Source organism: Streptomyces sp. CNT372 (assembly GCF_000377145.1).
The window spans coordinates 357,283-371,727 of the sequence record NZ_KB897781.1; the positions used below are offsets into that span (position 1 = coordinate 357,283).

Below are 14,445 nucleotides of genomic sequence, written 5' to 3' on the forward strand. Positions count from 1 at the left end.
GGGCACCCGTCGCCGCTGCCGCACCGGCACGGACCGGCCGCCCGAGGCCGGTGCCGGGCACCCGTCGCCGCTGCCGCACCCGCCCAGGACCGGCCTCAGGCCGTCGCGATCCGCAGGAGGAGCAGGGCGATGTCGTCCGTGTAGTGGGCGGCGGGGCGGGCGTGGTGGAGGAGACCGTCGAGGGTGCGGCCGAGGGGGTCGCCGGTGTGGCCGGCCAGCCGGCCGGCCAGATCGCGGGCGACGTGGTCGGCGTCGGTGCCGGGCGTCTCGACCAGGCCGTCGGTGTACAGGACCAACGACGTCCCCGTGTGCAGCTCCAGGGTGACCAGGGGGAAGGCGAGACCGGGGTGGATGCCCAGCAGCGGGCCGGGGTCGAGCTCGACGACGGTGCCCGCGCGCCCCGCCCGGTGCAGCAGCGGCGGCGGGTGCCCGGCACTGGCGAGCACGGCCCGCCGGCGCTCCAGGTCGATGTGCACATAGAGGCAGGAGACCAGGAGTTCCGACTCCAGGTCCGCGAGGACCCGGTCCGTCCGGGCGAGGACCTGGTCCGGTGGCGCGCCGGCGGCGGCGAGGATGGCGGTCCGCACCTGGCCCATCAGGGCCGCCGCCTCGACGTTGTGGCCCTGGACGTCGCCGATCACGGCGGCGGCGGTCGTGTCGTCGACGCGGATCAGGTCGTAGAAGTCGCCCCCCACGTTCATGCCGTGGCTGGCCGGGAGGTAGCGGGCGGCCGTCTCCAGCCCGGGGACGCGCGGCAGGCGCCGGGGCAGGAGGGTCTGCTGCAGGCCCCGGGCGAGTTCCCGGGTGGTGTCGTAGAGCCTGGCGCGGTCCAGTGCCTGGGCGATCAGACCGGCGAGCGAGGTCAGGACGGCGCGCTCGTCGGCGCTGAAGTGGTGGGGCCGGCTGTAGGAGAGGATGCAGCAGCCCACGGGGCGGCCCGAGATGATCAGAGGCAGGAAGGCCCACGCCTGTTTGCCGCTGAGCCGGGGTGCGTCCGGATACTCCAGGGCCATTTCCCCGGGCCCGGCGAAGAAGCGGGCCGTGCCGTCGGAGAGCGAGCGTCCGGCCGGTGTCACATCGGTGTCCAGCGGCAGCCCGTCGAGCCGGTCGATGGTGCGCTGGTCGTAGCCGTGGTACCCGGTGATGCGCAGGCGGCCCGCGTCGGCGGCGGACAGCACCAGCCCGTCCGCCCCGAAGGCGGGCAGCACCTGGTGGGCGAGGAGGTCGACGACGTCACGGACGACGACGGTCTCCGTCAGCGCGGCCGCCAGGTGCACGAGCTGGTACAGGCGTCCGGCGTGAGCCGCCGCCCCGGGCCCGGCAGGCGGTGCCCGCGGTGGGACGGCCCGCGATGGGGCGGGCACGGTGGACGGAGGCGGGGCGGGATCCGGCGACGGGGCCGGAGCGGTGGACGGGGGCGGGGCGGGAGAGGGATCCGGCGACGGGGCGGGAGCGGTGGACGGGGGCGGGGCCCCGGGCCGGGTCAGGTGGGAGGGCCCCTGCGGGGTCGGGTGCGGCGGCGGGTGCACACCCGGGGGCGCGGTGGCGGAACCGGGCACGGACGCAGCGGCCCCGGTGACCCGCACGCTGATGCCGCTGGCGTCCGGGTACAGCTCGAAGCGGAGCGGGCGGTCCGGTGGGCGCAGCGCGGTGAAGGCCACCGGGTCACGGCTGATCACCGCGGTGCGGTAGTGGTCCTCCACCGCCGCGGTGTCGAGCCAGGGCAGCGACTGCCAGGGACGGGTGCCGCGCAGCCGCTCGACGTCGAGCCCGAGGAGGGGACGGGTCGCACCGGCCGCGAAGGTGATCCGCCCTTCGAGGTCGAGGCCGAGAGCCGCCTCCGGCATCCGGTCGAGGTAGTCCCGCGCGGCGAGCAGCGGCTGTCCGCTGCGGGCCTCCTGGAGGGCACCGGCGGGGATGAGGAGAGGCTGGTCCGGCAGGGGTGCCGGACGCGCCTCGTCGAGCACCCGGGCGAGACTCCGCGCCGCGGCCTTGAGCAGCGTCCGCTCCCGCCGGGTGATCTCGGGCGGATGACTGGCGGGCCACAGGAGCATGAGGCCGCCCCGGCAGCGGCCCCGGAACCGCAGGGGCAGGACGGCCAGCGCGAAACGGTACGGCAGGCTGGCCGCGGTGCGCGGATAGACACGGGCGAGCTCCTCCTGGGAGCCCACCCAGACCAGGTGCTCGTCCCGGACCGCGTCGCTCGCCGGCGTGGAGGCGCTCAGGGGCACGCGCCGATACGGCCAGACCACCTCGACCGGCACACCGCACAGCAGCGCGAGCCCGATGACGCCCGCGGACTCGTCGAGGAGGTAGACGCCGCCCGCAGAGGCACCGGTACGGCGCACGATGTCCACCAGGGCGCCCGCCGGGGCACCGCCGTCCACGGGCCGCCCGCTCAGATCGGCCGTGCCGGACACGGCGCCTCCCGCCGTCGGCCGGGACCGGCCGGGACCGGCCGCCGCCGCCCGGCAACGCCGCGCGCGGCCGGCCAGGAGGCCGGGGTGGTCCTGTCTGCGGTCATCGGTTGTCACCGCCCGGGTACTGTGCCGGTGCCTCGGGTCCTGCTCGTGCCCTGCTCCGGGCAGGTGCGTCCGGCGGACACACCCACCCTCGCAGCGTAACCACTCGGCACGCACTCGTCCCGGCCCGGCCGCGCGGGACGGGCGCCGCCGCGCCGGCGCCGTCCGCGCCGCGGTGCACCCCGTTACGGCAAGCAGCCCCGCCCGCTTCCCCGGCTGACTACGCTGAGAACACGCCCTGTCGCCCAACGCAGCCACCGAGAGGAACCCGTGACTTCGCCCTGCTCTCCCCAGTTCGCCCCGGTCGGTGATGTCGGCACCGCGCTGATGATGATCGACTCCAGGCTCAGGAGCATCCATGACACCGAGGGCACGAACGACGCCGAACAGCAGGCCCTGCTGGAGCAGTTCACCGCGTCGATGGGTCCCGAGGAGGCCGATGACGTGCTGGACGGGGCGTGCACGCTCATCTACATGTTCATGACGTGGCTGCGGAAGGCGCACGAGGAGCACGACAAGGACGTCGTCGAGTACGTGGTGCCCCACCTCGTGGCCACGATGCGCATGATGCCGAGGAGCATCCGGCCCGAGGCCATCCCCACCATGGCCGGTCTGGTCATCGCCGCGGGCACCGGGCTGAGCCCCACCCTGTGGCGCAAGCAGTACGGGGAGTGGACGGACGTGGAGATGAACCCGCTCGAAGCCACCGCCTTCCTGCTCGCGGAGCACATCAACCGCATCGCGGGCGACCGCGACTTCGCCACCCGCATGATCGCCGAGGCGCTCGCCGCCTCGGAGGAGGCGTGACACCCGCAACGGACACGGCCGGCCTGCCGGTTGGCCCGGTACCGGCGGCCGGCCGGCGCGCCCGCGTCAGCTCTTCACCGCCCCCGAGGTGATGCCCCCGACGATGTGCTTGCCGAGGAACGCGAAGACGAGCAGCAGCGGCATCGTGGCGATCATGGCGCCGGTCAGCACGATCGCGTGGTTCACCGTGTGATTGCCCGCGCCCAGACCGGCCAGGGCCACCTGGAGTGTCGGGGAACCGTCGGGGGTGAGGGCGATGAACGGCCAGAAGAAGTCGTTCCACGCCTGGACGAAGATCAGCATGCCGAGGACCGCCATCGCGGGCCGGGCGACCGGGAAGACCACGTGCCAGATGATGCGCAGGCTGTGCGCCCCGTCCATCCGGGCCGCCTCGATCAGTTCGACGGGCAGTGCCTCCAGCAGGTACTGCCGCATGAAGAACACCCCGAACGCCGCGACCAGGCTCGGCAGGATCACCGACTGGAGCTGGTTGACCCAGCCGAACTCGGTGATCAGCTGGTAGAGCGGGATCACGCTGAGCTGCGGGGGCACGGTCATCGTCGCCACCACGATCGTCAGCAGCACGTTGCGGCCCTTGAAACGCAGCTTGGCGAAGGCGAATCCGGCGAGGGTCGCGAAGAGGACGGTGCTCATGGCGACCGCGCTCGCCACGATCGTGGTGTTGACGAGGGCCACTCCCATGTCGACCTGGTTCCAGGCAATGGAGAGGTTGTTGATCAGCTCCCGGCCGGGCAGCAGGGGGCTCGGCGCCTGGACGACGCGTTCGCCGGTGTGGGAGGCGGCGACCAGGTTCCAGTAGAGCGGGAACAGCGAGACCAGGGCGGCGAAGCCGAGCAGCAGATAGGTGAACGGCCCGGCGTGGTGCTGGCGTCCCGCTCGTGCGGCGCCGCCGAACCTCCGGCGCGGGCCGGGCCGGGGACGGGGCGGCGTGGGGCGCCGCGTGGTGTCGATCGCGTGTGTCATGAGCGGACCGCTCCGTCCTTCGTCTTCCGTCCGGCGGACGTCTTCCGTCCGCCGGAACGCCGGCCGAGCAGAAACCGCACGAGCCCGATGAGCAGCAGCAGAAGCAGCATCACCCAGGCGATGGCGGCCGCCTGCCCGAGCGCCCCCGTGACCCACCCCTTCTCGTACATCAGCAGACTGAGGGTCTGGTACTGGTTGCCGCTGCCGCCGCCGATGCCGAGGCTGCCTCCGAAGAGAAGCGGCTCCCCGAAGAGCTGGGTGGCGCCGATCGTGGAGACCACGACGGTGAACAGGATCGTCGGCTTGATCGAGGGGATGGTGATGCTGATGAACTGCCGGAAGCGGGAGGCCCCGTCGAGGGCCGCCGCCTCGTAGAGGTCGTTCGGGACGGCCTGCATGGCGGCCAGGTAGATCAGCGCGTTGTAGCCGGTCCACCGCCAGGTCACGATCGTGGAGATGGCGATCTGCGCCGGCCACTTCTCCGTCTCCCAGTTGACCGGGTCGAGACCGACATGGCCGAGGAGCTGGTTGATCAGGCCGTAGTCGGTGTTGAAGAGCTGGGCGAAGACCAGGGCCGCCGCGGCGATCGAGGTGGCGTACGGGGCGAGGACGGCGACCCGGTAAAAACCCCGGCCCCGGATGCGGTAGTTGAGCAGATGCGCGAGGCCGAGGGCCATCAGCAGCTGCGGGACCGTGGAGATGACACCGATGGTGAACGTGTTGGCCAGGGCGTTCCAGAAGAAGTCGCTGTCCCAGAGCCGGGTGTAGTTCTCCAGGCCGCGCCACTCGGCCTCGCCGCCGAGTTCGACCTTCTGGAGGGAGAGCCAGCCCGTGTAGAGCAGGGGGAAGAGCCCGAAGGCCCCGAACACGAGGAAGAACGGGGCGACATAGACATAGGGCGTCGCCTTCAGGTCGATCCGGTAGATGCGGCTGCGCCAGCCGTCGGGGTCGCGGGGCGGGGCGGCGGCCCCGGAGGTGGTGGAGGGGCGGGGCCCGGGCGGGGGTGCGGCGGGCGGTGCCGGGTCCTGGCCGGGCTGGAGGGAGGTGGCCATCAGGCGCCCTTTCCCTGGTGCGTCATGAGTCGGGGACGGTCGTGGAGCGCGCCGGCCGCCCGGTCGGGGCGGGCGGCCGACGCCGGGCGGGCTACTGGTCGATCTTGTCCTCGATCAGCTTCTTGACGTTGTTCCAGGCCGCGTCGGGCGCGGTGCCCCGGGTCTCGATGTCGAGGATCCCGTTGTCCGTGAGGAAGGTCTTGACCTGGCCGTCGTGGCGGCCGATGGGCGCCGGGGAGATCTTGCGGGCCGCCTCGGAGTAAATCGCGCCGACGGGGACACCCGGGAAGTACTCCGGCTGGGCGTTCTGCACGGTGTCGGAGGCCAGCCCGGCGGTCGTGGACGGGATGTTGCCGTTCACCGCGAAGACCTTGGCCTGCTGCTCGGGCGCGGTCAGCCAGGCGGCGAGCTTGGCGGCCTCCGCCGTGTGCTTGCCCGCCTTCGGGACGGTGAGGAAGGAGCCGCCCCAGTTGGCCGGGACGGGCGCCTGGGCGATGTCCCACTTCCCCTTGTTGGCGGGGCCGGCCTGGTCCTTGATGATGCCGGTCATCCAGCTCGGGCAGGCGACGGTGGCGAACCGGGAGTTCTTGAAGGCCGCGTTCCAGGTCCCCTTCTCGTCGAACTGCCGCAGCTTGGCGGTCAGTCCGCCCTCCGCGGCCTTCACCGCGATGTCCCAGGCCTTGGCGACGCCGGGGCTGCCCTCCCAGTGGAGCTTGCCGCTCTCGTCGGAGTACTGGTCGGGCTCGCTGGAGATCACCGCGTTGAACAGACCGCTCGCCGAGTCGTGGAACGCGGTGCCGGCCGGGGCCTTGGCCTTGTACTTCTGCCCCTGCTCCAGGAACTTGGCCCAGTCCCCCGCCCACAGCGCGCCGACCTTCTCGCGGTCGGTCGGCAGGCCCGCCTTCTCGAAGAGGTCCTTGCGGTAGCAGATGGCCATGGGACCGATGTCGGTGCCGAGGGCGACGACCTGGCCGCCGCGGGTGGTGGCCTGCTTGACCTTCCAGTCGAGGAACGCGGAGGTGTCGACGCCCTCGGCCTCGCGCAGGTCCACGAACTTGCCCGCCATCGCGTCGCCGGTGGCCTCGGCGATGTAGCCGACCTCGACGGCCTGGATGTCGGCGAGCCCGCTGCCCTGGGAGAGCCGCAGCTTGAGCGCGTCCCAGTACTTCTGGCCGTCGGCGACGTTCGTCTCGACGATCGTGATGTGCGGGTTCTGCTTCTCGTACTCGGCGTAGAGCTTGGCGCCGGTCTTGTCGTCGAAGCCGAAGGACCCGAAGGTGCCGACGCGGAGGGTGATCTTCCCGTCCCCGGCGCCGTCGTCGGCGGCACCGCCGCCACCTGCCGAACAGCCGGACAGGACGAGCGCCAGAGTGGTCAGGCCGGCGGCGGTGAGGGTGATCGCCCGGGTTCCGGGCCGGGCGACACCGGTGGATATGCGCATCTGATGCTCCTACGACGACGACTGATTCGGCTGGCGGCGGCAGGGACCGGTCACGGCGGGGGGAGGGTGGGGACGCGGTGCACGAACAGCCCGGACGGGCGCCCGAATCCGCATGGGAGCGCTCCCACTTCTGCCTGGTTCGAAGCTTCCCGGCGGCACCACGCACTGTCAAGGCCGGACAGCAGAGCTTTATTGCTCCGAGATGTCGGGAGTGTGAGAACTGGGTATGCCCCGAACGGCAGTTGCCGGTGCGCGCGCCGCCCCCGGTTCCCGCCCGCCCCCTCCCCTGAGCTGCACGGAAACCCCCGCGATCGGGAGCGCTCCCGATCACTCTGGCACCATGACCTTTCGGGGACGGTCCGCGGACACGGCGGTCCGGGGACAATCGAGCACGACCACCACCGCGCACCGGAGGACACGCACATGGCTGTACGCGGACGCCAGGGCCCGCCCACGCTGGAGCAGGTCGCCGCACGCGCGGGAGTGGGGCGGGGCACCGTGTCCCGGGTGATCAACAACTCCCCCGGGGTGCGGGACTCGACCCGCCTCGCGGTCGAACGGGCCATCGCCGAGCTGGGCTACGTCCCGAACCACGCGGCCCGGGCCCTGGCCGGGAGCCGTACGGACGCCGTGGCCCTGGTCGTCCCCGAGACGGAGAAGCGGTTCTTCACCGAGCCGTACTTCTCCGAGATCATCCACGGCGTCGGGATGGGGCTGGCCGACACCGAGCTCCAGCTCCTGCTCACCCTGGTCCGCACCGAGCGCGAGCGCACCCGCTTCCTCCAGTACGCGAAGGCCCGCCGCGTCGACGGCGTACTCCTGGTCTCCGTGCACCGCAGCGACCCGCTGCCGGACCTGCTCGCCGAGATGGACATGCCCACCGTCCTGGGCGGCCGGCGCACCGCCGACGAGACGGTGTCGTACGTGGACTCCGACAACGCGGGCGGTGCGCGGCTCGCGGTGCGCCATCTGCTCGCGACCGGCCGGCGGAAGATCGTCACCATCACCGGGCCCGGTGACATGTACGTCGCGCAGTGCCGGCTGCGGGGCTACGAGGAGGCCGTGCGCGCGGCCTGCCCCGACCACGGGGCGTCCCGGGTGGCGCACGGTGACTTCACCGAGGAGAGCGGCCGGCACGCCGTGGCCGAGCTGCTGCGCCGCCACCCCGATCTGGACGCGGTCTTCGCCGCCTCGGACGTCATGGCGGCGGGCGCCCTGCACGCCCTGCGCGCGGCCGGGCGGCGGGTGCCCGAGGACGTGGCGGTGGTCGGCTTCGACGACTCGCCGCTCGCCCAGCACACGGACCCGCAGCTGACCACGGTCCGCCAGCCGGTGGAGGAGATGGGCCGGACGATGGCGGGCGTCCTCCTCGACCAGATCGCCGATCCGGGCGCGGCCTGGCGGAACGTGATCGTCCGCACGGAGCTGGTGCGGCGCGGCACGGCCTGACGGGCCCGCCCGGGCCGGCATACGGCCCCGCGTCGGGCGCCCCGGCCCGGCGGACCGCCCTTGACAAGCTCCGCCCTCTGCGACCAATCTCATGGGAGCGCTCCCACTCCCCCGTCCGAGCGGTGGCTCCGTCCATCAGCCTGCCCCGCACGGAGCCGGCGGGCCGGGGAAGGGAGCGCTTCCCCGCCGTATGCCGGGAATCCCACGGCCGGACCTGGCCCGCCCGGCCGCCCCGACGCGACCCGACGCGACCCGAAACGGGCAGCACCCGCGCCCCCCGTATGCCCACCCGCCCCATCCACCCCGAGGACGACGATGACCACAGAGCACGATCCGGCCCCGCGCCCCCTCCCCCAGGCACCCGGTGGCGGCGCCGAGTTCCCGCAGGGGTTCCTGTGGGGGGTGGCCACCTCCGCCTACCAGATCGAGGGCGCGGCCGACCGGGACGGCCGGGGCGCCTCCATCTGGGACACCTTCGCCCACACCCCCGGCAAGGTGGCGCACGGCCACACCGGTGACACGGCAGCCGACCACTACGACCGCTACGAGCAGGACGTCGCGCTGATGTGCGAACTCGGCATCGGCGCCTACCGGTTCTCCGTCGCCTGGCCCCGCATCCAGCCGGACGGCCGGGGCCCGGCCGACCCCCGGGGCCTGGACTTCTACCGCCGGCTGGTCGACAGCCTGCACGAGCACGGCATCGAGCCCGCGCTCACCCTCTACCACTGGGACCTCCCGCAGACCCTGGAGGACGCGGGCGGCTGGCGCAGCCGGGACACGGCGTACCGTTTCGCCGAGTACGCCCACCTGGTGAGTGAGGCACTCGGCGACCGCGTGCGGCTCTGGGGGACGCTCAACGAGCCGTGGTGCGCCGCCTTCCTGGGCTACGCGAGCGGAATCCACGCCCCCGGTGTCACCGACCCCGCCGGCTCCCTGGCCGCCGCCCACCACCTGCTGCTGGGTCACGGTCTCGCGGTTCCGGCGATCCGCGCGGCGGCGCCCGCCGCCGAGGTCGGCATCACCCTCAACTTCTACCCGGTGCAGGCCGATTCGGAGAGCGCGGCCGACCGGGACGCGGCGCACCGCGTCGACCTCCTCCAGAACCGCCTCTTCCTGGACCCGGTGGTGCGGGGCGCCTACCCGGACGACATCCGGGAGCACCTCGACCGGGTCGGCTGCACCGCGTACCTCCGCCCCAAGGACGAGAAGGCGATCGGCGCGCCGGTCGACTTCCTGGGCGTCAACTACTACTCCTCGTACCGGGTCGCGGGCGGCGGCGAGCCGTCGGGCCCGTCGCCCTGGCCGGGCGCGGAGGATGTGCGCTTCGTCGACCGGGGGCTGCCGCGCACGGACATCGGCTGGGAGATCGACGCCGACGGACTGCGCCGCCAGCTGCTCCGGATCGCCAGCGAGCACCCGGGCCTGACCATGTACATCACGGAGAACGGCGCTGCCTTCGACGACGTCCCGGACGCGGACGGCCGGGTGCGGGACGACGCGCGGACCGCGTACATCGAGTCCCATCTGCGGGCGGTGCGCGAGGCGGTGGAGGCGGGCGCGGAGGTCGGCGGGTACTTCCTGTGGTCTCTGCTGGACAACTTCGAGTGGGCCGAGGGGTACGGCATGCGCTTCGGCATCGTCCGGGTGGACTTCGACACCCAGGTCCGCACGCCCAAGCAGAGCGCGCTCTGGTACGGGGACGTGGCCCTGCACAACCGGCTCCCCGGCTGACTCGACAGGCGGCCCGGCTCTCAACCGGGTCCGCCCACGCGTCACTTGAGGGGAGGCCGGATCCGCCGGGCGCCGGGACACGTGCCACCATGAGCCCACGGGACGGACCACTTGACCCGCCCCCGTGCCCACCGGACCGAGCGAGGTACCCGCCCGTGAACAAGCCGACCGCCCACGGCCACCGCGCCCCGCGCGAACCGGTGCGCCTCCTGGCCCGCACCGCGCGCGGGGCCGCCGCCGGCGCCGCGGCCGCGCTCCTGCTGCTGGTCGTCGCGTGCACCACGGGCGGCGGCGGCGCCCAGCCGCGCCCGTCGGCGCAGGGGGCGAGCGGCCCGGCGGTCCGGCCGCCCGAGCCGGGCGCGGTCTTCGACTACCAGATCGGCGGCCCCTACCGCCCGGCGAAGACGGTGGCCGCCGTCGCCCGGGACCGCAGCGCCGACCCCGCCGAGGGCGTGTACAACATCTGCTACGTCAACGCCTACCAGGCCCAGCCGGGCGCGGAGACCGACTGGTGGCACAAACACCACCCGGAGCTGCTGCTGCGCGGTGTCGACGGCGGGCTGGTGATCGACGAGGACTGGGACGAGCCGCTGCTCGACATCTCCACCCCCGCCCGGCGCACGGCCGTGATGAAGGTGGTCGGCCCCTGGATCGACGGCTGCGCCGAGTCGGGCTACGACGCGGTCGAGCCCGACAACCTCGACTCCTGGACCCGGTCACAGGGGCTGCTCACGGCGGACGACGCGGTCGCCTTCGCCCGGCTGCTGACCGACCGGGGCCACGCCCGGGGCCTGGCCGTCGCCCAGAAGAACACGGCCGAACTCCTGGACGCGCGCGACCGGACCGGTTTCGACTTCGCGGTGGCCGAGGAGTGCGCCCGCTACGACGAGTGCGCGGCCTATCTGACGGCGTACCAGGGGCGGGTGTTCGCGGTCGAGTACCGGGGGCGCGACTTCACGGCCGCCTGCCGGGCCTGGGCCGGGAAGCTGTCCGTCACCCTGCGGGACCGGGAGGTGCGCCCCGCGGGCGAGCAGGGCCACCTCCGCCGCACGTGCTGAAAGCCCGGCCCCCGGTCCCGCCGCACGTCCTGACCCCGGCCCGCCGCACCTGCCGAAGCCCACCCCCGGCGCCGCCGCACCTGCTGGAAGCCTCCTCCCGGGCCCCTCTCCCCTGCCCTACACGACCCCCTGCGCCAGCATCGCGTCCGCCACCCGCTCGAAGCCCGCGATGTTCGCGCCCGTCACATAGTCGCCCGGCGCGCCGTAGCGTTCGGCCGTCTCGTGGCAGACGCGGTGGATGTCCGCCATGATCCGGGCCAGTTCGCCCGCCACCTGCTCCTCGGTCCAGGAGTCGCGCGCCGCGTTCTGCCGCATCTCCAGGGCGCTCACCGCGACCCCGCCCGCGTTGGCCGCCTTGCCCGGACCGAAGGCGACGCCCGCCTCCTGGAAGACGCGGACCGCCTCCGGGGTGCAGGGCATGTTGGCGCCCTCGGAGACGGCGCGGACCCCGCCGCGCACCAGCTCCCGGGCGGCGTCCGCGTCGAGTTCGTTCTGGGTGGCGGAGGGGAAGGCGATGTCGGCGGTCACGTCCCAGACCCGGCCGGCGGGCACGAAGCGGGCGGAGGAGCCGCGCCGCTCGGCGTAGTCGCTCACCCGGCCGCGCTCCACCTCCTTGACCTGGCGCAGCAGTTCGGTGTCGACGCCCTTCTCGTCCACCACATAGCCCTGCGAGTCGGAGCAGGTGACGGGGTGGGCGCCGAGGGCGGCGAGCTTCTCGATCGTGTGCACGGCGACGTTCCCGGAACCGGAGACCACGGCGGTGCGCCCGGCCAGGTCCTCGCCGCGCAGGGCCAGCATCTCGGCGGCGAAGAGGACACTGCCGTAACCGGTGGCGGCGGCCCGGCCCTGGGAGCCGCCCCAGGCGGTGCCCTTGCCGGTGAGAACGCCGGCCTCCCAGCGGTTGGTGATCCGCCGGTACTGGCCGAAGAGGTAGCCGATCTCCCGGCCGCCGACGCCGATGTCCCCGGCCGGCACATCGGTGTGCTCGCCGATGTGCCGGTGGAGTTCGGTCATGAAGGACTGGCAGAAGCGCATGACCTCGTGGTCGGAGCGGCCGCGCGGGTCGAAGTCGCTGCCGCCCTTGCCGCCGCCGATGCCGAGCCCGGTCAGCGCGTTCTTGAAGATCTGCTCGAAGCCGAGGAACTTGACCACCCCGAGGTTCACCGAGGGGTGGAAGCGCAGGCCGCCCTTGTAGGGGCCGAGGGCGCTGTTGAACTCCACCCGGAAGCCGCGGTTGACGTGCACCTCGCCCCGGTCGTCCTGCCAGGGCACCCGGAAGACGATCTGCCGCTCGGGTTCGACGAGCCGTTCGACGAGGCCGGGCTCCGCGTACTCGGGGCGTGCCTCGAAGACCGGGCCGAGGCTTTCGATCACCTCGTGGGCGGCCTGGTGGAACTCCGGTTCGCCGGGGTTGCGGCGCACCAGCTCCGCGTACAGTCCGGCCAGGCGCTCCCTCGGGGCTGCGATTGCCACGGCGTCTCCCTTCCCGCCCGCGGCCGGCTCGCTGCCGGGTCCGGGCGGTGCTCGGTGTTCGGTCGTCCGGGTACGGTCGCCGGCGGAAGGTACGGCGTGCCCGCCCCCCGCGTTCACCTGCCCGCCCCGCGCGGCGGCCACCCGCGTGTCCCGCATGGTGGTCACCGCGCCTTCCCCCGGGCAGGTCGCCACCCGCGCGGGAGAGGCGGCCGGGCCGCCTCTCCCTGGGTCGGACGCTACCAGCCGCTCCGGGATCAGCCCCGGGGGCCCGCCTCGCGGTGCAGCAGCGCGGTCAGCACCCCGGTCAGCTCGCGGGCCGGGTCGGCGGCGGGGCCAGCGGAGCGCCAGGCGACGAAGCCGTCGGGGCGGACCAGCAGGGCGCCGTCCCCGGTGACGCCGTGCGCGTCGGCCCAGTCGGCACCGTCCTCGGTGATCAGGTCGGCGTCCTCGCCGGTGCCGAGGGAGTGGACGGCGAGGGGGACGCCGAGCCGGCGGGCGGCCTCGGCGCCCCCGTTCTGCCAGTCGGCCGCCACCGCGCCGGTGCCGGTGAGCAGGACGAGTTCGCGCTCGTAGAGGTCGAGGGTGGACAGCGGGCGCTGCTGGCCGGGGCGGCGCAGCCACAGGTGCGGGGCCCGGCTGCCGGGCTCGCCGCGCAGCTCGGACTCCTCGGGCACCACGGGGAGCGCGGGGTCGGTGCCGAGCACGGCACCGTCGCGGTAGCGGTAGCCGACGGCCACGGCGAGCATGCCGCGCTGCTTCCCTCCGCCGCCCGGCCCGGGGGCGTAGCCGGGGTGGCTGTGCTCGCGGGAGCGGGCGGAGGCGCGGGCGCTGGTGGCCACGGCGACGGGCCGGCGTTCGCGTTCGTAGGTGCCGAGCAGTCCGGGACCCGCCGTGCCCGCGAGGACGGCGGCGAGCTTCCAGGCGAGGTTGTGGGCGTCCTGGATACCGGTGTTGGAACCGAACGCGCCGGTCGGGGACATCTCGTGGGCCGAGTCGCCGGCGAGGAAGACCCGGCCGTCGGCGTAGCGGTCGGCGACGCGTTCGGCGGCGTGCCAGGGCGAGCGGCCGGTGATCTCGACGTCGAGGCCGGGGTCGCCGGCGGCCCGGCGGATGTGCGCGACGAGACGTTCGTCGGTGAAGTCCTCCAGCTTCTCGCCCTGTTCGGGCTGCCAGGGGGCGTGGAAGACCCACTGCTCGGCGTTGTCGACGGGCAGCAGGGCTCCGTCGCCGCCGGGCTCGGTGAGGTAGCAGACGATGAACCGCCGGTCCCCGACGATCGCGGCCATCCCCCGGGAGCGGAAGGTGACGCTGACGTTGTGGAAGAGGTCGCCGGGGCCACAGTGGCCGATGCCCAGGTGCTCGCGGACGGGGCTGCGCGGGCCGTCGGCGGCGACCAGGTAGTCGGCGCGCACCACGAGGTGCCTGCCGCTCTCCCGGTCCTCGACGACGGCGGTCACACCGTCCGCGTCCTGTTCGAAGGAGAGCAGCTCGGTGGCGAAGCGGAGGTCGCCGCCGAGCTTGCGGGCGTGGTCGAGGAGGACGGGCTCCAGGTCGTTCTGGCTGCACACGCACCAGGCGGCGGGGCTGACCCGGGCGGAGCCGTCGGCGGTCTGGACGCCCTGGACGAGCCATTCGTCGTCGCCCGCGGTCAGGGTCCGGGCCTGGAGGATGCCGTGGTTGCCGGCGAGGAGATGGGCCGCGTCGAGGATCGCGTCGTCGATGCCGGCGGTGCGGAACAGTTCCATGGTGCGGAGGTTGTTGCCGCGGCCGCGCGGATGGCGCGAGGTGCTCGCGTGGCGTTCGACGAGCAGGTGCTCGACACCGAGTCTGCCGAGGAAGAGAGAGGTCGACAGGCCCACCAGGGAGCCGCCCACCACCAGGACCGGAACACGTACGTCGGGGGCTTGCTGCATCTGTGGCTCCTTGAC

Annotated in this window: 10 protein-coding genes; 4 read left to right on the plus strand and 6 right to left on the minus strand. The window is 73.5% G+C overall.

Annotated elements, in window-relative coordinates:
- Positions 1–95: 95 nt before the first annotated feature.
- The gene (locus C593_RS0114365; RefSeq protein ID WP_018847994.1) at positions 96–2,420 is read right to left on the minus strand and encodes a SpoIIE family protein phosphatase; all 2,325 of its coding nucleotides are present in this window, start codon (positions 2,418–2,420) and stop codon (positions 96–98) included.
- Between the two features lie 372 nt (positions 2,421–2,792).
- On the opposite strand from C593_RS0114365, the gene C593_RS0114370 reads away from it, so the two are divergent.
- A complete protein-coding gene (locus tag C593_RS0114370; protein WP_018847995.1) occupies positions 2,793–3,329 on the plus strand; it encodes a hypothetical protein in 537 nt (178 codons plus the stop codon).
- A gap of 66 nt (positions 3,330–3,395) precedes the next feature.
- Here the strand turns inward: C593_RS0114370 and C593_RS0114375 are convergent, their stop codons facing one another.
- The 3 genes from C593_RS0114375 to C593_RS0114385 form a co-directional block, all read right to left on the minus strand.
- Positions 3,396–4,313, minus strand: a complete 918-nt coding sequence (locus tag C593_RS0114375) for a carbohydrate ABC transporter permease (protein WP_018847996.1) — start codon at positions 4,311–4,313, stop codon at positions 3,396–3,398.
- Positions 4,310–5,365, minus strand: coding sequence for a carbohydrate ABC transporter permease (locus C593_RS0114380; RefSeq protein WP_018847997.1), 1,056 nt, complete (start codon positions 5,363–5,365; stop codon positions 4,310–4,312). Before C593_RS0114380 ends, C593_RS0114375 begins: the two co-directional genes overlap by 4 nt.
- A gap of 91 nt (positions 5,366–5,456) precedes the next feature.
- A complete protein-coding gene (locus C593_RS0114385) occupies positions 5,457–6,806 on the minus strand; it encodes an ABC transporter substrate-binding protein (protein ID WP_018847998.1) in 1,350 nt (449 codons plus the stop codon).
- 423 nt (positions 6,807–7,229) lie between these two features.
- Between C593_RS0114385 and C593_RS0114390 the strand changes: the two genes are divergently transcribed.
- The 3 genes from C593_RS0114390 (at position 7,230) to C593_RS0114400 (ending at position 11,044) form a co-directional block, all read left to right on the plus strand.
- The gene (locus tag C593_RS0114390) at positions 7,230–8,255 is read left to right on the plus strand and encodes a LacI family DNA-binding transcriptional regulator (RefSeq protein WP_018847999.1); all 1,026 of its coding nucleotides are present in this window, start codon (positions 7,230–7,232) and stop codon (positions 8,253–8,255) included.
- Positions 8,256–8,570: 315 nt separating this feature from the next.
- On the plus strand, positions 8,571–9,986 hold the full coding sequence (locus tag C593_RS0114395; RefSeq protein ID WP_018848000.1) for a GH1 family beta-glucosidase: 1,416 nt from the start codon (positions 8,571–8,573) through the stop codon (positions 9,984–9,986).
- A gap of 155 nt (positions 9,987–10,141) precedes the next feature.
- The gene (locus C593_RS0114400; protein WP_018848001.1) at positions 10,142–11,044 is read left to right on the plus strand and encodes an endo alpha-1,4 polygalactosaminidase; all 903 of its coding nucleotides are present in this window, start codon (positions 10,142–10,144) and stop codon (positions 11,042–11,044) included.
- Between the two features lie 117 nt (positions 11,045–11,161).
- Here C593_RS0114400 and gdhA read toward each other — a convergent pair whose 3' ends face one another.
- Together gdhA and C593_RS0114410 are read right to left on the minus strand one after the other, a co-directional pair.
- A complete protein-coding gene (gene gdhA, locus C593_RS0114405; protein WP_486591134.1) occupies positions 11,162–12,673 on the minus strand; it encodes an NADP-specific glutamate dehydrogenase in 1,512 nt (503 codons plus the stop codon).
- A gap of 98 nt (positions 12,674–12,771) precedes the next feature.
- A complete protein-coding gene (locus tag C593_RS0114410) occupies positions 12,772–14,430 on the minus strand; it encodes an FAD-dependent oxidoreductase (RefSeq protein WP_018848003.1) in 1,659 nt (552 codons plus the stop codon).
- Positions 14,431–14,445: the final 15 nt, after the last annotated feature.

Bases quoted from the DNA above. Each gene is read 5' to 3' on its own strand.
- C593_RS0114375 (WP_018847996.1), bottom strand. From the start codon at position 4,313: ATGACACACGCGATCGACACCACGCGGCGCCCCACGCCGCCCCGTCCC.
- C593_RS0114380 (WP_018847997.1), bottom strand. From the start codon at position 5,365: ATGGCCACCTCCCTCCAGCCCGGCCAGGACCCGGCACCGCCCGCCGCA.
- C593_RS0114385 (WP_018847998.1), bottom strand. From the start codon at position 6,806: ATGCGCATATCCACCGGTGTCGCCCGGCCCGGAACCCGGGCGATCACC.
- C593_RS0114390 (WP_018847999.1), top strand. From the start codon at position 7,230: ATGGCTGTACGCGGACGCCAGGGCCCGCCCACGCTGGAGCAGGTCGCC.
- C593_RS0114395 (WP_018848000.1), top strand. From the start codon at position 8,571: ATGACCACAGAGCACGATCCGGCCCCGCGCCCCCTCCCCCAGGCACCC.
- gdhA (WP_486591134.1), bottom strand. From the start codon at position 12,673: ATGCGGGACACGCGGGTGGCCGCCGCGCGGGGCGGGCAGGTGAACGCG.
- C593_RS0114410 (WP_018848003.1), bottom strand. From the start codon at position 14,430: ATGCAGCAAGCCCCCGACGTACGTGTTCCGGTCCTGGTGGTGGGCGGC.